The sequence below is a fragment of the Cupriavidus necator genome (assembly GCF_013141915.1).
Taxonomy (GTDB): Bacteria; Pseudomonadota; Gammaproteobacteria; order Burkholderiales; family Burkholderiaceae; genus Cupriavidus; species Cupriavidus necator_B.
This window is the reverse complement of record NZ_SROX01000005.1, coordinates 224342-246512: the sequence shown is the minus strand read 5'-3', so window position 1 is coordinate 246512 and position 22171 is coordinate 224342. Positions and strand designations below refer to the sequence as shown.

The 22171-nt window shown below is 68.0% G+C and carries 18 protein-coding genes; 10 read left to right on the top strand and 8 right to left on the bottom strand.

Annotated features, from left to right (window positions below):
- Window positions 1-28: 28 nt before the first annotated feature.
- Both E5S69_RS12730 and E5S69_RS12725 read right to left on the bottom strand, forming a co-directional pair.
- Window positions 29-1174: a thiolase family protein gene (locus E5S69_RS12730; RefSeq protein ID WP_171514996.1), complete on the bottom strand. Its 1146-nt coding sequence runs from the start codon at window positions 1172-1174 to the stop codon at window positions 29-31.
- On the bottom strand, window positions 1171-1581 hold the full coding sequence (locus tag E5S69_RS12725) for a Zn-ribbon domain-containing OB-fold protein (RefSeq protein ID WP_171514995.1): 411 nt from the start codon (window positions 1579-1581) through the stop codon (window positions 1171-1173). The genes E5S69_RS12730 and E5S69_RS12725 overlap by 4 nt, the downstream gene beginning before the upstream one ends.
- 131 nt (window positions 1582-1712) lie before the next feature.
- Between E5S69_RS12725 and E5S69_RS12720 the strand changes: the two genes are divergently transcribed.
- On the top strand, window positions 1713-2846 hold the full coding sequence (locus tag E5S69_RS12720; RefSeq protein WP_171514994.1) for a CaiB/BaiF CoA transferase family protein: 1134 nt from the start codon (window positions 1713-1715) through the stop codon (window positions 2844-2846).
- A 12-nt stretch (window positions 2847-2858) separates the two neighbouring features.
- Window positions 2859-3506, top strand: coding sequence for a TetR/AcrR family transcriptional regulator (locus E5S69_RS12715; RefSeq protein WP_171514993.1), 648 nt, complete (start codon window positions 2859-2861; stop codon window positions 3504-3506).
- 107 nt (window positions 3507-3613) lie between these two features.
- On the opposite strand, the gene E5S69_RS12710 is transcribed toward E5S69_RS12715, so the two are convergent.
- From E5S69_RS12710 to E5S69_RS12690, 5 genes are all read right to left on the bottom strand, one after another.
- Window positions 3614-5794 (bottom strand): molybdopterin cofactor-binding domain-containing protein, encoded by a 2181-nt coding sequence (locus E5S69_RS12710; RefSeq protein WP_423766627.1) that lies wholly within the window; start codon window positions 5792-5794, stop codon window positions 3614-3616.
- An 18-nt stretch (window positions 5795-5812) separates the two neighbouring features.
- The gene (locus E5S69_RS12705; protein ID WP_171514991.1) at window positions 5813-6271 is read right to left on the bottom strand and encodes a (2Fe-2S)-binding protein; all 459 of its coding nucleotides are present in this window, start codon (window positions 6269-6271) and stop codon (window positions 5813-5815) included.
- Window positions 6268-7056 (bottom strand): hypothetical protein, encoded by a 789-nt coding sequence (locus E5S69_RS12700; RefSeq protein WP_236901304.1) that lies wholly within the window; start codon window positions 7054-7056, stop codon window positions 6268-6270. The genes E5S69_RS12705 and E5S69_RS12700 overlap by 4 nt, the downstream gene beginning before the upstream one ends.
- Before the next feature lie 112 nt (window positions 7057-7168).
- Window positions 7169-12331: a trifunctional serine/threonine-protein kinase/ATP-binding protein/sensor histidine kinase gene (locus E5S69_RS12695; RefSeq protein WP_171514990.1), complete on the bottom strand. Its 5163-nt coding sequence runs from the start codon at window positions 12329-12331 to the stop codon at window positions 7169-7171.
- A gap of 191 nt (window positions 12332-12522) precedes the next feature.
- Window positions 12523-13182 (bottom strand): response regulator, encoded by a 660-nt coding sequence (locus E5S69_RS12690; RefSeq protein WP_171514989.1) that lies wholly within the window; start codon window positions 13180-13182, stop codon window positions 12523-12525.
- Window positions 13183-13573: 391 nt separating this feature from the next.
- On the opposite strand from E5S69_RS12690, the gene E5S69_RS12685 reads away from it, so the two are divergent.
- The 8 genes from E5S69_RS12685 (at window position 13574) to E5S69_RS12650 (ending at window position 21096) form a co-directional block, all read left to right on the top strand.
- On the top strand, window positions 13574-14260 hold the full coding sequence (locus E5S69_RS12685; RefSeq protein ID WP_171514988.1) for a hydrolase: 687 nt from the start codon (window positions 13574-13576) through the stop codon (window positions 14258-14260).
- Window positions 14261-14314: 54 nt separating this feature from the next.
- Window positions 14315-15136 carry an alpha/beta fold hydrolase gene (locus E5S69_RS12680; protein ID WP_171514987.1) on the top strand — a complete coding sequence of 274 codons (822 nt, stop codon included), beginning with the start codon at window positions 14315-14317 and terminating at the stop codon, window positions 15134-15136.
- Window positions 15137-15215: 79 nt separating this feature from the next.
- Entirely contained in the window at window positions 15216-17081 is a 1866-nt protein-coding gene (locus tag E5S69_RS12675) for an amidohydrolase (RefSeq protein ID WP_236901303.1), read from the top strand.
- Window positions 17082-17122: 41 nt separating this feature from the next.
- On the top strand, window positions 17123-17587 hold the full coding sequence (locus E5S69_RS12670) for a DoxX family protein (protein ID WP_171514985.1): 465 nt from the start codon (window positions 17123-17125) through the stop codon (window positions 17585-17587).
- Between the two features lie 5 nt (window positions 17588-17592).
- Window positions 17593-19224 (top strand): MFS transporter, encoded by a 1632-nt coding sequence (locus tag E5S69_RS12665; protein ID WP_171514984.1) that lies wholly within the window; start codon window positions 17593-17595, stop codon window positions 19222-19224.
- Window positions 19225-19251: 27 nt separating this feature from the next.
- The gene (locus E5S69_RS12660) at window positions 19252-19530 is read left to right on the top strand and encodes a XapX domain-containing protein (RefSeq protein WP_171514983.1); all 279 of its coding nucleotides are present in this window, start codon (window positions 19252-19254) and stop codon (window positions 19528-19530) included.
- Between the two features lie 37 nt (window positions 19531-19567).
- Window positions 19568-20623: a porin gene (locus E5S69_RS12655; RefSeq protein WP_236901315.1), complete on the top strand. Its 1056-nt coding sequence runs from the start codon at window positions 19568-19570 to the stop codon at window positions 20621-20623.
- A 98-nt stretch (window positions 20624-20721) separates the two neighbouring features.
- On the top strand, window positions 20722-21096 hold the full coding sequence (locus E5S69_RS12650) for a response regulator transcription factor (RefSeq protein WP_171515106.1): 375 nt from the start codon (window positions 20722-20724) through the stop codon (window positions 21094-21096).
- A gap of 100 nt (window positions 21097-21196) precedes the next feature.
- Here the strand turns inward: E5S69_RS12650 and yddG are convergent, their stop codons facing one another.
- Complete coding sequence (yddG, locus tag E5S69_RS12645) at window positions 21197-22129, bottom strand: aromatic amino acid DMT transporter YddG (RefSeq protein ID WP_272871714.1); 933 nt, start codon at window positions 22127-22129, stop codon at window positions 21197-21199.
- Between the last annotated feature and the right edge of the window lie 42 nt (window positions 22130-22171).

Below are 22171 nucleotides of genomic sequence, written 5' to 3'. Positions count from 1 at the left end.
TCTGTGTCTCCTGGATAGGGTTCTTGGTTCAGATGCCCAGCACGTGCGCGTAGCAGACGGCGCCTACGCCCACCATGTGCGCCAGCCCCGTGCGCGCTCCGGGCTGCTGCCGCGGCCCCGCCTCGCCGCGCAGCTGCAACGTGATCTCGGCGATCTGGCCCACGCCTGTCGGGCCGATCGGGTGCCCCATCGCAATCAGCCCGCCGGATGGGCTCACCGCCACCTTGCCGCCGATGTGGAATTCGCCCGCCTTCAGGGCGGGGATAGCGTGGCCCGGCTTGCACAGGCCCATGGCCTCGAGGTACAGCACCTCTTCGATGGCAAAGGCATCGTGCAGCTCGACCACGTCCAGCGCCGCGGGAGCGACGCCGGCCTCCTGCAGCGCCTGCAGGCAGGTGGCCTGCGTGAGCAGTTCATCGAACGCCGTGGCGTCCTGGTACACGGCCTGGCTTTGGGCGGCGGACGACAGCACCCGCACCGCGCGGCCGGGGTCGATGCCGTGCGCCCGGATCGCGTCTTCGGACATCAGCACCACGGCCGCCGCGCCTTCGCCGACCGGCGTGCATTGCAGCACCGTGAGCTCGCCCGACACCTTGCGTCCGCCGAGCACTTCGTCCAGCGTGCGGGGCTTCTGGCGCTGGGCGTTCGGGTTGAGCGCGCCGTTGTTGTGGTTCTTCACCGCGGCCAGCGCGATGTCGCGCATGTCGGCGCCGCAGCGATGCACATACCGGTCCGCCAGCAGCGCGAAGTGCGTGAACGGCGCGATGTATTCACTGGCCAGTTGCTCGATGCCAGCCTGGGTTTCGGCGCGCACTACCGGCGCGCGCTTGTCCACGCCCAGCACCAGCGCGGTATCGGCCAGGCCGCTGGCCACTTCGATGCAGGCATGGCGGAATGCCGTGGAGCCGGAGGCCGACGCGTTCTCGACATGGGCGATGGGCATGCCCGTCGCCCCCAGGTGGCGCAGGATGGGACGCCCGCAGGCCATGCCCAGCAGCGCCCGCGCAACATAAGCGGTGTCCACGCCGCCGATGGGCACGCCCGCATCCGCCAGTGCCTGGCGCGCGGCGGTCAGGCCCAGGGTCACGTACGGCGTATCCGATGGGTCCTGGTAACGGTGCCAGCCAATGCCGACCACGTAGACCGGCCGCAGGTCCTTTAGTGTTTGCTTCATGCCGTTACCCCGAAGCGGAATTCCAGCACCGCCGGGTCCGGGCCGCGCTGACGCAGCACGCCATGGACGCGCCGGCCATGCCAGTCGCCCGGCTCGTGCCCCACGTCGAGCAGGGCGCGCACCACCGGGCCGGCATCGAGCCGCACCTCTGCCACCGTGAACGGCACGGCCGGCTCCGGCTGGGCATGGATGTGGACCTGGCTGCTGCCCAGCACCACGCCCTCGGCGGCCAGTTCGATATCGGCCAGTGCGCCGCTGCCGCAGCGCTCGCAGCCGAAGTGCTGGGGTGGAAATGCCACTTCATTGCATGCGGTGCAGCGAATGCCCTTGAGAAAAGGGGTGTGATGGGCGCTCCAGCCACAGAGCCCGGGCTTGTCGATTCGTGGGGTTGTCTCGTCTGTCGTCATGTTTTTTTCCTCAACTTACTTACCATATGGTCGGTAAGTTTGTATGATTTATCAAATAGGGTTTTCACGCAGTCGGACACCTATGTCCTGGCTTGCCCCACCCCATCCCTGTCCAACAAGGAGCGCACACCATGGGCCCACTCGCAGGCGTCAAAGTGATCGAAATCAGCGGCATCGGGCCCGGCCCGTTCTGCGGCATGCTGCTGGCCGACCTGGGCGCGACCGTCATCGCCGTCGAGCCGCCGGAGCGCCTGGCGGCGCCGGAACGGCCCCATGCCATCACCAGCCGCGGCAAGCAGTCAGTGGTGCTGAATCTCAAGCATCCCGTCGCCGTCGAGGCCGTGCTGCGCCTGTGCGAGGGCGCCGACCTGCTGATCGAGGGCATGCGCCCGGGCGTGATGGAGCGCCTGGGCCTGGGTCCGGAGGTGTGCCTGCAGCGCCGGCCCGCGCTGGTGTACGGGCGCATGACGGGCTGGGGCCAGGACGGGCCCTGGGCACCGCGCGCCGGGCACGACAGCAACTACACCGCCCTCAGCGGCGCGCTCTGGTTTGCGAGCCCGCCCGATCAGCCGCCGATGGCGCCGTCCACCGTGCTGGGCGATGTGGCCGGCGGCGCGCTTTACCTGGCGGTGGGACTACTGGCCGCCCTGCAACATGCGCGCAGCACGGGGCAAGGACAGGTGGTCGATGCCGCCATCGTCGATGGCGCGGCCCACATGCTGAACCTGATGCTCGGCGCCATCCAGCGGCGCGGCGGCAGTTTCGCGCGGGGCACCCAGGCGTTTGACGCTTCGCACTGGGCGGCGCAGAGCTTCCAGTGCAAGGACGGCGGCTGGATCAACTTCGCGCCGCTGGAACCCAAGTTCTATGCAGAACTGCTGGCGCGCCTCGGACTGAGCGGCGATGTGCGCTTTGTCCGCGGCCAGAACGACCCCGACCTGTGGCCCGAGCTCAGGCAGGCCATGGCTGCACGGATAAGCTCGCGCACACGCGCCGAATGGGAGGCTTGCCTGGAAGGCAGCGATGCCTGCTGGGCACCCGTGCTGGCGCCGGACCAGGCCGCGCGCCACCCACACCTGGCCTCTCGCCAGAGTTATGTCGAGCGTGGTGGCGTGCTGCAGGCCAGTCCCGCGCCGCGGTTTTCGGCCACGCCCCCGGCCATGCGGGACATCGCCCCCGCTGGTACGCACACGCGCGAAATTCTCGGCGCCCTGGATTTCACGTCCGATAATCTGGAAGAATTGCTGTCTTCACAACACGCCTGAATTTGCCCGAACATGACCACCACAGCCGCCCGCCCCGCCCAAACCCGACGCACCCAGGAGGAGCGGCGCGCCACGTCGGAGGGTGCGTTGATCAAGGCCGCCATGACGGTCATGCGTGCCAAGGGCATTGGCGGCATGACCATTGCCGAGGTAGCCGAGACTGCCGGCGTCAGCAAAGGGCTGGTGGTCCACCTGTACGGCAACAAGCAGGCGCTGCAACTGGCCGTGCTGTCCGAATTACGCAGCCAGTTCGCCAGGCGTTTCCACCAGGCGGAAGGGCACACGGTTGGCCTCGCGCGCCTGCGCAGCTTCATCCGTACCCAGCTCGGCAGCCTCGGCAAGTCGGACTCCAACACGCAGGTGTTCTCGGCGCTATTGTCGGAGGCCATCTTCCAGGATCGGGAATTCGCGGCGGACGTCGCGCGCATGAACGATGCCACCGTCGCTTTCGTGCGCGAGTGCCTGGAGGACGAACAGGCCCAGGGGACCCGCTTCATCGAAGAGGATCTGGACAGCCTGGCCACTTTCATCGTCGCCAGCCTGCGCGGCATCGCGCAGGTCTATTCCATCAACGCGACCGCAAAGACCAAGACGCTCGACACGAAAAAGCTGATGCAGCTGTGCGAAGCCATGGTGGATGGGATGGTCGTTTCGGCTTGATGGCGAGCTGGCATTTTCCGGCCGCCGCCGGCGCGCGTTCACGCGCACGCTGTCAGGGACGTCGGGACGCTCCCGCCCACGTGTCCCTGACCGCGCAGGCGTTTCGATCATGTCACGTCGCCGAACGGCAGGCTGCGATACCGCTTGCCTGTCAGGGCCGCAACGGCGTTGGCCAGTGCGGGCGCAATCGGCGGCACCGCGGTTTCGCCGATGCCGGTCGGCGGGTCGGCCGAGGGCACGATGTACACGGCAACCTGGGCGGGCATGTCCGCATGCGTGGCCAGCCGGTAATCATTCCAGTTGCCTTGCTGCACCACGCCGTCCTTCAGCGTGATCTGCGCGCCTGGTAGCGTGGTGCCCAGCCCCATCAGCATGCCGCCCTGGACCTGTGCCTCGATGGTGCGCGGATTGATCGGCATATTGCAGTGCACGGCAGCGGTGACGCGATGCACGACCGGCTGGTTGCCACGCATCGAAGCCTCGACGATGTACGCCACCACCGTGTCGAACGATTCGTGTACCGCCACGCCCCAGGCGCGGCCGGCCGCCAGGCGACGCTTGCCGTAGCCGGAGCGTTCCACCGCCAGGTCCAGCGCCGCGATATGTCGCTTGTGCTCGCGCAGCAGCGTGCGGCGATACGCCACCGGATCGATGCCGGCCGAGCGGGCCAGTTCGTCGACCAGCGTCTCCATGACAAAGGCGGTGTGGGTGTGTCCCACCGAACGCCACCACAGTACCGGCACATTGACCTTGGGGTGATGAACCTGGAGCGCGATCGGGAATGGATAGGGGCTGCCGGCGACGCCCTCCACCATGGTCGAGTCAACCCCATTCTTGACGGTGAAGGATTCGAACGGCGTGCCCATGGTGATGGACTGGCCAACGATGACGTGCTTCCAGGCGAGAACCTTGCCCTTGCCGTCGTGACCGATTTCCACGCGGTGCAGGTGCATCGGGCGGTAGTAGCCACCGCGCACGTCGTCTTCGCGGATCCAGATCATCTTGATCGGCTCGCGGCGGCCCGCTGCGTACCGCGCCTTGGCCACCTGGGCGGCCTCGAACAGGTAATCCGAAGTCGGCACCGCGCGCCGGCCGAAGCCGCCGCCGGCCATCATGGTGTTGAAGGTCACCTGTTCGGGCTTCAGGCCAAGTACGGCCGCGACATTGGCCTGGTCAACGGTCTGGAACTGCGAGCCGGCCCACACCGTGCACTGGTTGCCACGGAAGTCGATGGTGCAATTGAGCGGCTCCATCGGCGTATGCGCGAGGTATGGGAAGGTGAATTCGGCGGTGATCCGGTGCGGCGCGGCAGCCAGCGCGGCGGTGTCGGCCGTGCTCGCCTGCGTGCCGGGCTGCATTGCCAGCTCGCGGTAGCGGGCCAGTAGCGCGGTGCTGTCCGCCTTCTCGACGCCGGTGGTATCCCATTCCACCTGCAACGCCTCGCGTGCCCGCCGCGCCGCCCAGAATCCGCTGGCGACGATGGCCAGCCCGGTGGCGCCGCCGACCAGCGGTACCTGATAGACATCTTCCACCCCGGCGATCGCTTTTGCGGGCGCCGTGTCGACGCGCGCCACGCGGGCGCCGAACACAGGCGGATGCACCATGACCACGGCGCGCATCCCGGGCAACATCATGTCGATGCCGAACTGCTGCCTGCCGTTGGACTTGTCGCGCGCATCCAGTCGGTCGACAGGCTTGCCGATCAGCCTGAACTGCTGCGGCGACTTGAGCTGCACGCTTGCCGGCACGGGCTCGGCCAGCGCGGCCGCGGCCAGTTCGCCGTAAGCGGTGCGGCGGCCGTCCGGCGTGGTCACCACGCCCGAGTCGGCCTTCAGCTGCGCAGGCGGGACACCGAAGCGCCTCGCGGCTGCGGCAAGCAGCATGGCACGCATGCGCGCGCCTACCTCGCGATACTGCGTCCAGCAGTTCTTCATGCTGGTCGAGCCGCCAACCATCTGCATGTGAAAGACCGGATCCTTGTAGGCCTCGCCGGCGGGGGCGAGCTGGCAGCGCACCTTGCTCCAGTCCGCGTCAAGCTCTTCTGCCACGATCATCGGCAATGCCGTCTGCACGCCCTGCCCGAACTCGAGCTTGCCGATGGTGACCGTCACGATGCCATCGGCATCGATACCGACAAAGGCCGAGGGCGGGACCGGGGGCGCGGGCGGTGTGGGCGAGGCACCGCCGGCCGTCTGCGCACCCACCGGAAAAGCGCACAGCGCGAAGCCGGAACCGAAGCTCAGCTTCAGGAATGTGCGCCGGTCGATGCCGCCACTGGCCTGCTGCATGCGTATCATGGCATCTCCTCAGCCGATAGACTTTGCCGCGTCCTTGACCGCGGCATGGATGCGCGCGTAGGTGCCGCAGCGGCACAGATTGGCGCTCATGGCGCGGTCGATGTCGGCGTCCGTCGGATGCGGGTTGGCCTTGAGGAGCGCCACCGCGGACATGATCTGGCCGCTCTGGCAATATCCGCACTGTGCGACATCGTGACGGATCCAGGCTTCCTGCACTGCGCGGCCCACCTTGTCGTCGCCAATGGCCTCGATGGTGGTGACCTGCCGGCCGGCGACGGAAGATGCCGGTGTCATGCATGCGCGACGCGGCTGGCCGTCGACATGGACGGTGCATGCCCCGCACACCGCGATACCGCAGCCGAACTTGGTCCCGGTCAGCGCCAGGGTGTCGCGCAGCACCCAGAGCACCGGCATGTCGCCAGGCACATCCACTTCCTGCGTCTTGCCATTGAGGCGTAAAGAGATCATGGCTGGCTCCCGTTGCCTTCCCGCGCCGTCTTGGTCATGACGCCAGAGCGCGCAATCTCGCGTAGATGCTTCACCAATGCCTCGTCAGCAGCGGCGCGGGTGGGTCCGACCGAAGTACGCAGCGGTTCGCGCGTATCGCAAGGCGCGCCATTGCGGATCCATGTGCGCACCTGCTCGTCAAAAGACGGCTTGTCCAGCGGCGGCAAAGTGCGCCCCGGCCCCGGCTGCCAGCCCCAGGCAACGAGATGGTCCATGACCATATGTTCCTCGAGCATTGCGAGCGAACGCCCGCCATTGGTCTTTGGCTCGCGGAACACCTTGCACAGCGCAGGGCCATTGAGTCCAAGCCAGGACATCTTCATGCTGGCTGGTGGCATGTGCCATCCCGGCTGGCCGTCGGTATCCAGCCCGGGGGGCGCATGCACAAGCGGGCTGTTCTGCGTGCCATGGCAGGTGGCGCATTGCAGCGGTGCAACGCCCCTGCCGTCAACGCCGCGCTGCACTGGGGGATAGTGCGGCGCCTTGGCATCGCCCTGCAGTGGGGCATCGGGCACATGGCAGTTCAGGCAGCGGCCATGCAACAGCACCCGCTCGATATTGGCAAAGGCTTGCAGGCCGGCGTTGCGATCGGGCGACGCAGACACCTGGGTGGGCTGGAATGGCCCATCCGGACCCGCTGCGGAAGCGAGCGTGGACAGGGCCGTAGCACCGATTACCGCAACGCGGCGAAAGCCCGGGTGAATGTCCATAGCGTCAGCCTCCCCATGCCGCCATGCTGCGGCCATTGGAATGTTGTAGTGCCGGATGCGCTGGCTGGCAAGAACTGGACCGACGTAGCTCGGCGTCTCAGGCGCCGGAGGGTCGCTCCGGGAACAGCCGCCGTCACGCGTGCCGCTTCTATGGACCCACCGACGGAAACATCTCGCACACCGGCAGCCGGAACATGAACTCGCTGCCGCCGCTGCGCCGGTTGCGCACTTCCAGCGTGCCGCCGTGCGCCTCGATGATGGAGCGGCAGATGGCAAGGCCCATGCCCATGCCGTCTTGCTTGGTGGTGAAGAATGGATCGAACACCTGGCCCAGCACGTCGTCGGGAATGCCGGAGCCATGGTCCTGCACGCTGACGACGACGTTGTCGTTTTCCCGGTACGAGGTCACGATCAGCTCGCGCTGCGCCGTCGGCGTCTGCGCCATGGCGTCGAGCGCGTTGGTGATCAGGTTCAGCACCACCTGCTGCAGCTGGACGCGATCGGCTTCGACCATGGTGGTCCCCGTCGCCAGGCGCGTGCAGACCTTGACGTCGTGCGCGTCGATGTCCAGGCGCACCATGTCCAGCACCTCGCGCAGGACCTCGTCGGGATGCAGCGGGGCCAGCACTGCCGGTGCCTGCTTTGCCAGCGCGCGCAGGGCGCGGATGATGTCGGCGGCGCGCAGCGCGTTGTGCTTGATATGGGTAAAGCCGTCGAGCGCCTCGGCGATCTCCGGGGTGGGCCGGTTCAGCCAGCGCAGGCTGGCGTCGACCGTGGCGACGATGGCGGTCAGCGGCTGGTTCACTTCATGGGCGATCGATGCGGCCAGGCTACCCATCACGGTGAGGTGCGAGGTGCGCGCCAGTGCCGAGCTTGCGCTGCGCAGCCGCATTTCCGCCGCGACGCGGCGGTTGCTCTCGTCGATCAGTTGCTCATACAGACGCGCGGTCTCGAGCGAGATCGCCAACTGCGGCGCCAGCACCTCGAGTTCGGCGATCCGGCCAGCGTCGAACACCGCGGGGGCCAGGTTGTTTTCCAGGTAGATCGCGCCGATCATGCTGCCGCCGCGCAGCAGCGGCAGGCACAGCACCGAGCGCAAGCCGCTGGGGATGGCGCCCTTGCTGCGGATCGACGGCGCCTCGACCATGGCGTCATCCAGCACCAGCGTCTGCCGGGTGCGCAGCACGCTGTCGAGCACCGCCAGCGGCAGGGCCTGTTCGGTCGGCACCGCGCTGCCCAGCGTCACCGCCACCTTGCCGTCGGCGACGCGTCCCGAGGCTTCGATCATGGGCTGCTCGCCGCGCATCAGCAGCAGCAATCCGTACTGGGCGCCGGCGTGGACCACCACATGGGTCATCAGCGTTTCGATCAGCCGGTCCATCACGATCTCGCTGGACATTGCCCTGGCCGTCTTCATGCCCAGCTCCCAGCGGCTCGCGGCAAGCTTGCTGCCGGCGCCGCCGGCGCCATCGTCGTCAGGCCCCGCAACGTCGAGCTGCGGATGCCGCGCGCCCAGCAGCATCGCCTTGTGCTCCGCGCCCCAGCGGCGGTAGCCGGCACCGGCCAGGCGCCAGTGCTGCGCGGCCGCGGTCGGCAGGCCGCGCGCGTCGCACAGCATGCCGGCCAGCTCGTGCGCGAGCGCCGCCTCGTGAACGAACCCGGCCGCGGCGGCGGCAGCGGCCGACTCCTCATAGCAGGCCAGCGCCCGCATCGGATCGCCGCGCAAGCGCGCCAGCTCGGCATCGACCATCGCTAGCTTGCCCTGGAAGGTCAGCGGGTTCAGCGCCGCCCAGCGAACAAAGCAGTCGCGCTGCGCCGCCACGTCGGCCATGACGCGGTCCGGCGCCGCACCGGTGACCGCGTGCGCCAGTGCAATGGCGAGATACAGCCGGCAATCGGCGACGTTGATATGGGCCGGCGCCGACCAGCTCAGCGCCTGCGCCTCGCGCAGGCTGCGCACCGCGTGGTCCCATTCCTGCCGGAACACCGCAGCCATGCCGTCATAAAGCCAGATCCAGAACTGGGTCGGCAGCGAGTTGGCGTGCGCCAGCCGCTGCGCCGCGCTCATCTGGTGCACGGCCTCGCCCTGCGGCGGCGCTTCGTCGCCGTTGCGCAGCCGGTGCAGGAAATGCAGCTGCGAATACAGGATGAGCTCGATGTCCCGGTATTGCACCAGCCGGGTCAGCGCCAGCCCGCGGCCGATCTCTTCCTCCACCAGCCGCAGGTGCTCGCCCATGGCAAGCAGGTCCGAGGCGATATGGTTGCAGGCATAGCAGGCCATGCCGATATCGCCCGAGGCCAGGCCCAGCAGGACCGCGCGCTGCGCATGCGCCAGCGCGTAGGACAGTGGCCGGGTCCAGGCGCTGACCTGGTCGACCGCCACCAGCGTTGCGATGCGTTCGGCCTCGTAGCCATGGCGATCGGCCAGGTCCATCGCCGCCAGCCCGTAAGCCAGGCCGTCCTCGTATTCCTCATACAGGCTGGCGATAAAGACGCCGAACCAGGAAAGTCCGTATGGCGATTCCGCGGTGGCGCCGTGCTCCAGCGTCAGTTCCACCATTTTGGCCACATGCAGGAAGCTGATGCCGTCATGCACGAACAGCGATGAGATCAGCGTCGACAGCAGGCCCATGATGGTCTGGATGCGGCGGTCCCCGGTCGCCGGAAACGACCCCAGGCTGTCGATCGGGCGACCGTCCAGCGCCCTGCTCACGGCCTCATAGGCCTCGCGCATGCGCGCTGGCGTGGGGCCGCGCTCCAGGTGGATATCGAGCAGCGCCAGCCCCGACAACGCGGCGTTGATCGCGCCTTCGTAATCGGAACGCACGGTCTGCAGGCTGGCCTTCAGCCGATGCACGGCGGCCTTGTCCGCCGGCGGCAGCTCGCGCGCGAGCAGCGCATCGATCTCGCGCGAGGCGGGCTCCAGGCGTGCCTGCGCCAGCAGGCATTCGCAGTGCAGCAGGCTGGCGGCGTAGGCCAGTTCGCAATGCGTCGACCACCACGACGGTTGCATCAACGCGAACGCCTCGTCGGTATAGCGAATCGCCTGCGCCAGCGCCGCGCTGCGCCGGGCGCGCCGGGCAGCGACCAGCAGCACCTGCACGAACGCCACGCGTTGCGGCTCCGGCAACGGATGCCCGTGCGCGCGCTCGATCTGGTTGCCGATCTCGAAGGCATGCACGGCCAGCTCGGCTTGCCAGTGCTCGATCATGATGCCCGCGATGCGCGCGTGCATGGCCGTACGCTCACGCGCATCGACCATGGCGTACGCCGCTTCCAGCACGCGGTCATGCTGGAAGGCGTAGCCATCCTCCGTACGTGTCAGCAGTCCGGCAGCGACGAACGGGCGCAGCCGCGCGCCAAGCCGCGCCGGACTGACTTGCGCCACGCAGGCGAGCAGGCTTCGCTCGCAGCGTATGCCCACGCACGCCAGTTGCTGCAGCAACTCCGCACCGTCTTCCGGCAGCCTGGCGAAGCGGCGAGTCATCAGGTCGGTCACGCTGTCGCTGTAGCGATGCTGGGCGGCGTCTGCCTCGTCCCAATGCCAGCCGGCGTCGTCGTCGCGGTAGGCCAGCACGCCGTCGTCGACCAGCGCGCGCAATAGCTGGTACGAGAAGAAGGGGTTGCCACCGGTCTTCGCATGCACCAGGCGCGCCAGCCCCTCGACCTGCGGCGCCGGCTCATGCAAGGCAGCCGCCACCAGTTCGGTCAGGTCCGGCACGGCCAGGGGGCGCACGGCGATGCGCGTGACCGGCAGCGCGCCGGAGCGACTGGCGTGCAGCAGCCACGAAAAGCGCTGTTCCACGTCGTTGCCGTGGTCGCGATAGGCGGCGATCAGCAGCAAGTTGCCAGGACGTTGCGTGGTGAAGGCTTCGAGCAGCGCAATGGTCGACGCATCGGCCCATTGCAGGTCATCGAAGCACAGCACCAGCGGCGCGCCCTTATCCGAAAAGATGGCGAAAGTGGCCAGGATGGCCTTCACCGCGCGCGCCTGCGCCTGCCGGGCCGGCACGTCGGCCAGCGGCGCGGTGCCTCCAAGCACATGTCCGGCCTCCGGCACCAGCTCGGCAACGGCCCGGCCCTGCCCCGCGAGCGCGCCCAGCCAGCGCTCGCGCACCGGCGCCAGCGCGGCTTCCGGCTCGGCGAGCAGCGGCAGCACCAGCGCGCGGATCATCTGGGCCACTGGCGCATACGGAATTTCGCGTTGCAATTGGTCGCTCTTGCCGCTGGCAAAGCGCATGCCTTTCTGTCCCGCGTGGCACGACAGCCAGGCCGCCAGCGCTGATTTGCCGGTGCCGGCGGCGCCGGCGATCAGCACCAGCTCGGACTGGCCGCTGTGGCGCACGCGCGCCAGCGCATCGGCCAGCTGCGCGGTTTCGCGCGAGCGGCCAAAGAGTTCGCCGGACACGCTCAGCGTCGAAGTCGCGCCGGCGCCGTCGAGGTTAAACGGCGCGATCTCGCCGCGTTCGCGCCAGTCCGCCTGGCAGCGCAGCAGGTCGGCCAGCAGCGACATGGCGCCGGCATAGCGGTCGGCGGGGTCCTTGTCCAGCAGCCTGAGCACGATCGTCCCCAGCAGCGGCGCGATGCCAGGTGCGAGCACCTGGGTCGGGACGGGTTCGATGGCGAGATGGGCATGCTGCCACGCCGCGGGCGAGTCCGCGGTGAACGGCAGCGTGCCGGTCAGCATCTGGTAAAAGGTGATGCCGAGCGAATACAGGTCCGAGCGCGCGCTGGTGCGCGCCTGGTCCTCGCGCGCGACTTCGGGTGACCGGTATGGCCATGATGCAGGCCCGGGCCGCGGCACGACGGACGGCATGGCATCCAGCGCGGTGGCGTGGTCAAAGCCGGTCAGGCGTACGCCGGCGCGGTCGTCGGCGAGCAGGTTGTGCGGCCGGATATCGCCATGCAGCAGGCCGTGCGCATGCGCGCCCGCCAGCGCACGGGCGCTGCCGATGGCAAGCTCGAGGAAGCGTGCGACGGGGACGGGGGCGCCGCCCAGTGTCGCGGCGAGGGTCGAAGTGGGCGCTGCGCCATACACCACCACCATGCGCTCTGCGCTGCGCAGCGTGGCCGCCGGCACTGCGGCCCAGTCGGCTTGCAGGCGGCCGGACAGCCGGAGCTCGTCCTGCAGTGGCTCGCTGTGCGCCAGCGGCGCACTCCTGGCGAAGCGGCGCAGATGGGTATCGGGATCGGCGAGTTCCAGGTAGCTGATGCCGTCCGATATGTGCAGCACGGTCTGCGCGGCCCTGTTCAGCCAGGCGTTGTCAAAGGCCGGCGCAGTGCTTTGCTGCGGAGGGATGCCAGGCGTCATGGGGGGCAGGAATGGTCGGAATCTGGGCGTCATGCGGATGCCATACCTGACTGGCGAAACCCGCACCGCCATGCCGCGCCATTCTAACCGGCATGCGCGGCAAGTCAGGCCAACGATTCCACGCCGGCGGGCCATCCCATCCCAGGCGTTGAGGATGCCGGTTCAGGCGGCCACCGACGCACGTCGGGTGATCAGCCGCCGACCTTGCAGATGCCGAGCTGCTGCGCCATCAGCACCAGCTCCGCAAAGGTGCGCGCCTTCATCTTGCGCATGGCCTGGCCGCGATGGATCTTCACCGTCACCTCGCTGATGCCGATCTCGGCGGCAATCTGCTTGTTGAGCAGCCCGGCCACCGCAAGGCCCATGACTTCGCTTTCGCGCGGGGTCAGCGACTGGTAGCTGGCGCGCAGCGCTTCGCCCTGGCGCAGACCCTCGCGCCGCAACCGGTCTTTCTCCAGCGCCGCGGCCACCGCATCGAGCAGGTCCTGGTCCCGGAACGGCTTGGGCATGAAATCTTCGGCGCCGGCCTTCATGGCCGCGACCGTCATGGCGATATCGCCGTAGCCGGTCATGAAGATGATGGGGATGTCGATGCCCATCCGGCCCAGGCGCGACTGCAGGTCGAGCCCGCTTGGCCCGCGCAGCCTGACATCGAGCAGCAGGCAGCACGGCGTATCGGGAAAGGGAGTTGCCAGCAACTCTGCGGCCGAGGCGAACAACGCCACCTTCAGGCCGACCGAGCGGAACAGGTTGCCCAGCGCTCGGCGCAGCCCGGCATCATCGTCGACCACCAGCACCGTCGCGTCATCGCTCGCACTGGCGTCGGCCGGCTCCAGGCTTGGTGATGTCACGGTCAGATCTCCAGTGCGCGCGGAAAGGTGAGGCGGATTATAACCAGCAGACAGGCCGGTCACTGCAAGAACCGCGATTGGACCATGGCAGTGATGCACCGGGCACTCATACCATCGTGTTAGTCGCACGGTTGCCCAGCGTGACGGCGTGCCAACCGCAAACCGCACGCCCCCCCCGGCAGGTGCACGGGGTACCACGCCAAGGGCATCGGCCAGGCCGCCGGGTAATACGAACATACGATTTGCATGGCGGCCCCCAACGACTAGTCTTTCATGCGGCAGCGCTGCGGTCACGGAACCACGCCGCCCTTTTCCGCCCCTCCCGCGCCACGGCCTTGCCCGCAAGCAAGGACCACGCTCGCGCTCAACCCTGTCCCCAAGGAACGCCATCATGTCCAATCCGAAGCTCGAAGTCCTGACCCCGCAGAACAGCCAGTTGATCATCATCGACCATCAGCCGCAGATGGCCTTCGGGGTGCAGTCGATGGACCGGCAGGCCATGAAGAACAACGTGGTCGGCCTGGCCAAGGCGGCCCGGATCTTCAATATCCCGACGACGATCACCACGGTCGAGAGCGAATCGTTCTCGGGCTTCACCTACCCGGAACTGCTCGACGTGTTCCCGGACCAGAAGACACTGGAGCGCACCTCGATGAACTCGTGGGACGACCAGAAGGTGCGCGACGCGCTCAAGGCCAACGGCCGCAACAAGGTGATCGTCGCCGGCCTGTGGACCGAGGTCTGCAACACCACCTTCGCGCTGTGCGCGATGCTCGAAGGCAACTACGAGATCTACATGGTGGCCGATGCGTCGGGCGGCACCAGCAAGGAAGCGCACGACTACGCCATGCAGCGCATGGTGCAGGCCGGCGCCGTGCCGGTGACCTGGCAGCAAGTGCTGCTGGAATGGCAGCGCGACTGGGCCCACCGCGACACCTATGACGCCGTGATGAAGCTGGTCAAGGAGCATTCCGGCGCCTACGGCATGGGCGTCGACTATGCCTACACCATGGTCCACAAGGCCCCGCAGCGCACGGCCACGCCACACGAGTCGATCGCGCCGGTGCCGGCCCGCTGAGCCCGCGGCCATATCGTCTCCTCCTGTCGTCCTCCTCCATCGCAAAGGTGAACCATGAGTTTTGTCACTACCCCAGACGGTACCCGGATCTTCTACAAGGACTGGGGCGCCGGCCGCCCGGTCGTGTTCTCGCACGGCTGGCCGCTGAACGCCGACGCCTGGGATGCGCAGATGCTGTTCCTGGTGCAACAGGGCTTTCGCGTGATCGCCCATGATCGCCGCGGCCATGGCCGCTCGGATCAGCCCGCGCAAGGCAACGACATGGACACCTATGCCGATGACCTGGCGGCGCTGCTGGACGCGCTGGACCTGCAGGGCGCGACGCTGGTGGGCCACTCCACCGGCGGCGGCGAAGTGGCCCACTACATCGGCCGCCATGGCACCAGGCGCGTGGCCAAGGCAGTGCTGATCGGCGCGGTGCCGCCGGTGATGCTGAGGACCACGGCCTACCCCAATGGCCTGCCGATGGAGGTGTTCGATGGCATCCGCAAGGGCGTCGCCGACAACCGCTCGCAGTTCTACAAGGACCTGGCGGTGCCGTTCTTCGGCTTCAACCGCGACGGCGCCCGGGTTTCGCAGGGCACCATCGATGCGTTCTGGGTGCAGGGCATGGCCGGGGGCATCGTTGGCCAGTACGCCTGCATCAAGGAGTTCTCGGAGGTGGACTACACCGAGGACCTGAAGCAGATCGACGTGCCCACGCTGATCCTGCATGGCGATGACGATCAGATCGTGCCGGTCGACAACTCGGCGCGCCTGTCGGCCGAGATCGTTAAGGACGCCACCCTGAAGGTCTACCCGGGCGCTTCCCACGGCCTGTGCGTGATCAACGCCGACCAGGTCAATGCCGACCTGCTCGCCTTCCTGAACGCGTAAGCTTATGTCAGTTACCCGCCGGCAATTCATCGCCTCCGCTGCCGCAATCGGCGCGGCCGCATCCTCGGAGATCTTCGCCATGTCAGCAGGCACGCACCCCGACCTGATCCTCGTCAACGGCAAGTTCGCCACGCTTGACAAGTCCAACCCGCAGGCGGATGCCGTGGCCGTGCGCGACGGGCGCTTTGTCGGCGTCGGCACGCGCCAGGACATCATGAAGCTGGCCGGGGCGCAGACCAAGGTCATCGACCTGAATGGCCGGCGGGCCATTCCCGGGCTGATCGACAGCCATATGCATATCATCCGCGGCGGCCTGAACTACAACATGGAGCTGCGCTGGGACGGCGTGCGCTCGCTGGCCGATGCGATGCGGATGCTCAAGGACCAGGTGGCCCGCACCCCCGCGCCGCAATGGGTGCGCGTGGTGGGCGGCTTCACCGAGCACCAGTTCGCCGAAAAGCGGCTGCCCACCGTCGAAGAACTGAACGCCGTGGCGCCCGATACGCCGGTGTTCATCTTGCACCTGTACGACCGGGCGATCCTGAACGGCGCGGCACTGCGCGCGGTGGGCTACACCAAGGACACACCGAACCCGCCGGGCGGCGAGATCATGCGCGATGCCCGCGGCAATCCCACTGGCCTGCTGCTGGCCAAGCCCAACGCCACCATCCTTTACGCGACGCTGGCGAAGGGCCCGAAGCTGCCGCCGGAGTACCAGAAGAACTCGACGCGCCATTTCATGCGCGAGGTGAACCGGCTCGGCGTCACCGGGGTGATCGATGCGGGCGGCGGCTACCAGAACTATCCCGAGGACTACAGCATCATCGAGGAACTGCACAAGGAAGGCCAGTTGACGGTGCGGCTCGCCTACAACCTCTTTACGCAGAAGCCCAAGGAAGAGCTCAGCGACTTCAAGACCTGGACCTCGACAGTCAGGCCCGGCCAGGGCGACGACCTCTACCGCCACAACGGCGCCGGCGAGATGCTGGTCTACACCGCGGCCGACTTCGAGGACTTCCGCGTCGAGCGCCCCGACATGGCGCCGTCAATGGAGGCCGACCTGGAGCCGGTGATCCGCCTGCTCGCGGAAAAGCGCTGGCCGTGGCGCCTGCATGCCACTTATGACCAGACCATCACGCGCGCGCTCGACGTCTACGAGAAGGTCGCCAGGGAGGTGCCGTTCGATGGCCTGAACTGGTTCTTCGACCACGCCGAGACCATCTCGGACCGCAATATCGACCGCATTGCCGCGCTCGGCGGCGGCATCGCCGTTCAGCACCGCATGGCGTACCAGGGCGAGTACTTCGTCGAACGCTACGGCGCGCGCGCGGCGGAAGCGACGCCGCCGGTCAAGAAGATGCTGGAGAAAGGCGTCAAGGTCGGCGCCGGCACCGATGCCACGCGCGTGGCCTCGTACAACCCGTGGGTGTCGCTGTACTGGCTGACCACCGGCAAGACCGTGGGCGGCATGGCGATGTACCCGCAGGCCAACCTGCTCGACCGCGAGACCGCGCTGCGGCTGTGGACCGAGGCCAATACCTGGTTCTCGTCCGAAGTGGGCAAGAAGGGCCAGATCAAGGTGGGCCAGCTCGCCGACCTGGCGGTGCTGTCCGCCGACTACTTCAGCGTGCCGGGCGACGAGATCCAGGATATTGCCTCGGTGCTGACCATCCTCGGCGGCAAGGTCGTCTATGGCGATGGCGACTTCAGCAAGCTGTCGCCGCAGATTCCGCCGGCGATGCCGGACTGGTCGCCGGTGCGGCATGTGGGCGGCTACCAGCCGAGGCCGCAGGCGCGCACGCTGGCCATGAACACCGCGTGCGGCTGCGCCAGCAGTTGCGGCGTGCATGGCCACGCGCATGCCCGGGCCTGGACTTCGAGCGTGCCGACCTCGGACGAAAGCACCTTCTGGGGCGCGCTCGGCTGTTCGTGCTGGGCGTTCTGATCCCGAACCTCCGCGCCCACGCCCTGATCTGGAGACCGGCCATGCCTGAACCGACTGCCACCCTGACGCCGGCCGCCTCCGGCCCTTCCGCGCACCTGTTGCCGCGCTGGCTGCACTGGCTTGCGCTGCTGCTGCTGTGCGCGGCCTACCTGCAGGGCGGCCTGGTCAAGCTGATCGACTTCCGCGGCGCGATCGCGGAGATGCAGCACTTCGGCCTGGCGCCCGCGGTGCCGATGGCGATCGCGACCATCGTGCTGGAGCTGGGCGCCTCCGCCATGATCCTGCTCGGCTGGCGGCGCTGGCTTGGCGCACTGGCGCTGGCAGCGTTCACGCTGGCCGCAACCTTCGTTGCCAACCGCTTCTGGCAGGCGCCGCCCGATGTCAGGTTCATGATGGCCAATGCCTTCTTCGAACACCTGGGACTGGTAGGCGGCTTCCTGCTGGTGGCCTGGCATGACCTGCGCGCGCGCCCCTGGCGCTCGCAGCTTGCGCAAACGCACCGGTGACCAGCATGGCAGAACAAGCCCTCCGCCCCGCGCCCCCACCTGCCGATGGCGGCACCTTCGCGCCGCTCGCGCAGGCCACCTTCGCGGTGCTGTGGGCCGCGACCATCCTCGGCAACATCGGCAGCTTCATGCGCGACGTGGCCAGCGCGTGGCTGGCCACCGACCTGTCCACGTCTCCGGCGGCGGTCGCCACGATCCAGGCCGCGGCCACGCTGCCAGTGTTCCTGCTGGCGATTCCGGCCGGCGTGCTGTCCGACATCCTCGACCGCCGGCGCTTCCTGATCGCGGTCCAGGCAGGACTGGCCATGGTCAGCGGCACGCTGATGGTGCTGGCCTGGCGCCAGGCGCTGACCATCGAAATCCTGATCGGCATGGCCTTCCTCGGCGGCATCGGCGCGGCGATGATGGGCCCCACCTGGCAATCGATCGTGCCGGAACTGGTGCCGCAGCAGGAGCTCAAGCGCGCCGTCGCGCTCAATGCGCTGGGTGTCAACATCGCGCGCGCAATCGGCCCAGCTGTCGGCGGCCTGCTGCTGGCAGCGTTCGGCGCGGCCACGACGTATGGCGTGGACCTGGTCAGCTATGTCTTCGTGATCGCCGCATTGTTGTGGTGGAAACGCCCGCAGCGCCCTGCCGACCCGCTGCGCGAGCATTTCCTCGGCGCGTTCCGCGCCGGGCTGCGCTTTACCCGTGCGCACAGCAAGCTGCATGTCGTGCTGGCGCGCGCAGCCGTGCATTTTGCCTTCGGCAGCAGCATCTGGGCGTTGTTGCCGCTGGTGGCCAGGCAACTGCTGCACGGTGGCGCCAGCCTCTATGGCGTGCTGCTGGGCGCGGTCGGCATCGGCGCGATCCTCGGCGCGCTGGGGATGCCGCGGCTGCAGCGGCGGCTCGATGCCGACGGCATGGTGCTGCTGTCGGCCATCGTCACCGCGGTGGTGATGGCGGCGCTGTGCCTCGCGCCGCCGGTATGGCTGGCGCTGCCGCTGCTGCTGTTTCTCGGCGCGGCCTGGATCACCGCGCTGACCACGCTGGGCGGCGTGGCGCAGGCCATCCTGCCCAACTGGGTACGCGGACGCGCGCTGGCGGTCTACCAGATGGTGTTCAACGGTGCGATGGCGGCGGGCAGCCTGGTGTGGGGCTTCGTGGCCCAGGCGCTGGGCATTTCCGGCGGGCTGCTGGTGGCCGCCGGCGGCTTGCTGGCCGCGGCGCTGCTGCTGCATCGGCTGCGGCTGCCGCGCGGCGAGGAGGATCTTGGACCCGCCGGGCACTGGCCGGAGCCGGAAGGCGCCGACGAGATCGCGCATGACCGCGGACCGGTAATGGTCCTTATCGAATATTGCGTGCGCGCGGAACACCGCGACGACTTCCTGCGCGCGGTGCACAAGCTCTCGGAAGAGCGCCTGCGCGACGGCGCCTTCAACTGGGGCGTGATGGAAGACCCGGCCGATCCGGAACTGCTGACCGAGTGGTTCCTGGTCGAGTCCTGGGCCGAGCACCTGCGCCAGCACCGCCGCGTGCCGCATGCCGACGCCGACCTGCAGCGCGACATCACACGCTTCCATGCCCGCGAAACGCCGCCACGCGTGCGGCACCTGCTCGGCGTCGGGCTGCCGGCAGCGCCGTCGGCCCGGCATTGATTTGCGCATCCATCAGGAATCCCTCCCATGAAGCTCTACCTTGTCTCCCTGGCCGCCGGCATCCTGGTCGGCATCATCTACGCGCTGATGCAGGTCCGTTCGCCGGCACCGCCGGTAGTGGCGCTGCTCGGCCTGCTCGGCATGCTGATCGGCGAACAGGTGGTGCCGCCGATCAAGCGCATGCTGGCCGGCGAACCGGTGACGGCCGCATGGTTCCATGCGGAGTGCGTACCCAAGATCACCGGTACCCCCGGCCCGACGCTGAACGCCGCCAGCAAGACGCCCGCGGACGATGCGGCGAACTAGTCTGGGCGTCGGCGCGCTGCTGGGCACAGGCTATGCAATGCTGTGCGTGCCTGCGCTGGCGGCAGGCAGCGTCACCGTCTACGGCCGCCTGAACACGTCGATCGAGTACAGCCGCGCCAGCACGGCGACCGACGGCACCGCTCTCGGCGGCATCGTGCGCCTGAACAACAACCGCTCGGTATTCGGGCTGCGCGGCGAGGAAGAACTGGGCGGCGCACTCAAGGCGCTGTGGCAGATCGAAAGCGCCTTGTCGCTCGATTCCGGGCAGGGCCAGATCGCCAGCCGCAATTCACGCATCGGCCTGCAGGGCAGCCATGGCTTGCTGTTCATGGGCCACTGGCACACGCCCTACACCGAGGCGACCATGGGGTACGACCCTTACTACCCGACCACGGCCGGCTATATGGCGCTGATCGGCAACGGCTCGACATCGAGCACCGACAATGTCGAGAACACCAGCGCGTTCGATCGCCGCCAGAAGAACATCGTGCAGTACCGCTCGCCGCCATGGGCGGGCATCAGCTTGTGGCTGGGCTGGGGATTGCCCGAGGAGAAGACCACTTCTGCGCGCAATCCCGCGCTGTATTCGGTGGCGGCGGTCTATGAGCGCGGCCCGCTCAACGCGACGCTGGCGTGGGAACGCCACCAGCACTACCAGGCTGCCGGCCGCAACGACGACGCGCTCAAGGCGGGCGTGGCGTGGCAGCTGCTGGCCGGCACGCGCCTTGCCGCGGTGGCCGAGCACCTGCACTACCGCACCGATACCGGCGACCTGCAGCGCAACGCGTACTATGCCTCGCTGGTGCAGCAGGTGGGGACCGGCAGCGTGCGCATCGGTGTGGCCTACGCGGCCAACGGCACCGGATCGTCGGCGCAGACCATCGGCTTCTTCGGCAGCGGCGCGCAAACCCACGCCACGCAGTTCACGGTCGGCTACGACTATCCGCTGTCGCGGCGCACGGCGCTGTACGCGTACTACAGTCGCATCGACAATGCGGCCAACGCGGTCTACGACTTCGCCATCAACGACCTTGGCATCCGCGCGGGCGCCGATCCGCAGACCGTAGCGCTGGGGCTGCGGCACAGTTTCTAGCGCGGCGCCGAGCCCGTTGGCCTGCTGCCGACGAAACAACGGGGCGTGCGTGCCCCTGCCTTCGCGCACACTTTCCTCGGGGAATTTGCGTGAATGCCATGCCCGTGATTGCCATCGTCGACAACGACGCTGCCGTTCGGCACGCCATGGGCCGCCTGCTGCGCGCCTTCGACCTGGCAGTGGAGCTATACGCCGGCGGCGCGGCGTTGCTGGCGTCGCCGTCGATCCGCGGCATTGCCTGCGTCATCACCGACGTGCAGATGCCGGACATGAACGGCTTTGCACTCAGCGATGCGCTGCGCGCGCGCGGCCTGCGGATGCCGGTCATCTTCATGACGGCATTCGACAAGCGCGGGTATGAAGCGCGCGCGCAAGCGGCGGGGGCAGCGTGCTTTATCGGCAAGCCGTTCGAGGATACGGAGATCATCCGGTGCATCGAACAGGCGCTGGGCCTGCCCAGTGACACGCTGTAAGTCGATCGTGCCCCCGGTCTCGACGCGACGCCAGGCGCGCTTGTCTCTCTCCGGTTTCATTGTTTTATGCTCTTCTGGAGGCGCCAGGCGCCCCGATGCGCTATGTCGGCTGGCTGGTGCGCGAGGTTGGCGCGGCGCGTTCGCCTTTGCCATGCGTCGCGAGCCAGCACAGGATCGAACCCGCGACCACCATCGCAGCCCCCTTCCAGAACGCGAACGACAGCGGCGCTTGCAGCAGCGCTGCGGCCAGCGCCGCGGAAAGCACCGGAATGAAATACGAGGCCCCTGCCAGCACGGTCACGTTGCCGTGCAGGATGCCGACGTTCCACGCCGCGTAGCCGAAACCCATCGCACAGGCAGCCAGCGCCAGGTAGACCACGCCCGCGACGCTGAACACCATCGCTTCGCCGCCCGTGAACAGGTACTTGGCCCACAAGGCGAGCGCGGTCAGCATGAAGAACAGCGTGACCGCGTTCTTGCCCTGGGCAATCCGGGCCGTCACCGTGCAGTAGCCCGCCCAGATGATGGCGCCGGCGAAGGCCAGGCCGTAGCTGAGCGGGTTGTCGCGCACGTTGACCGCCATGCCCGCCAGGTCCAGGCCGTGATCACCGCCCAGTACCGCGCAGACCCCCACAATGGCTACCACAAAGCCTGGCACGATCAGCCAGTTGGCCAGTTGCCGATTGAACAGGATGGCGGCCAGCATGGTGAAGGCTGGCCACAGGTAGTTGACCATGCCCACTTCGATCGCCTGCCTGCCGCTGTGGGCATAGCCGATTGACAGCGAGAGGCACAGCTCGTAGGAAACGAACAGCGCGCTGCCCCAGACCAGGTAGGCGCGCGGCAACGCCCTGAGCCGCACCTTGCCCACCGCGATCCACAGCAGCACGGAAGCAACCGTATACATCAGGGCGGCCCCGCAGGTGGCGCCGAAGCTCTCGCTGACGCCGCGGATCAGGCCGATAACCGAACTCCAGAGGAGCACCGCGACCAGCCCGACCAGCGTTGCCTGTTTTCTTTGCATGACTGCCATGGGGGAAATCTATCGATGGAGCGAAAGGGGCCCTACTTTACT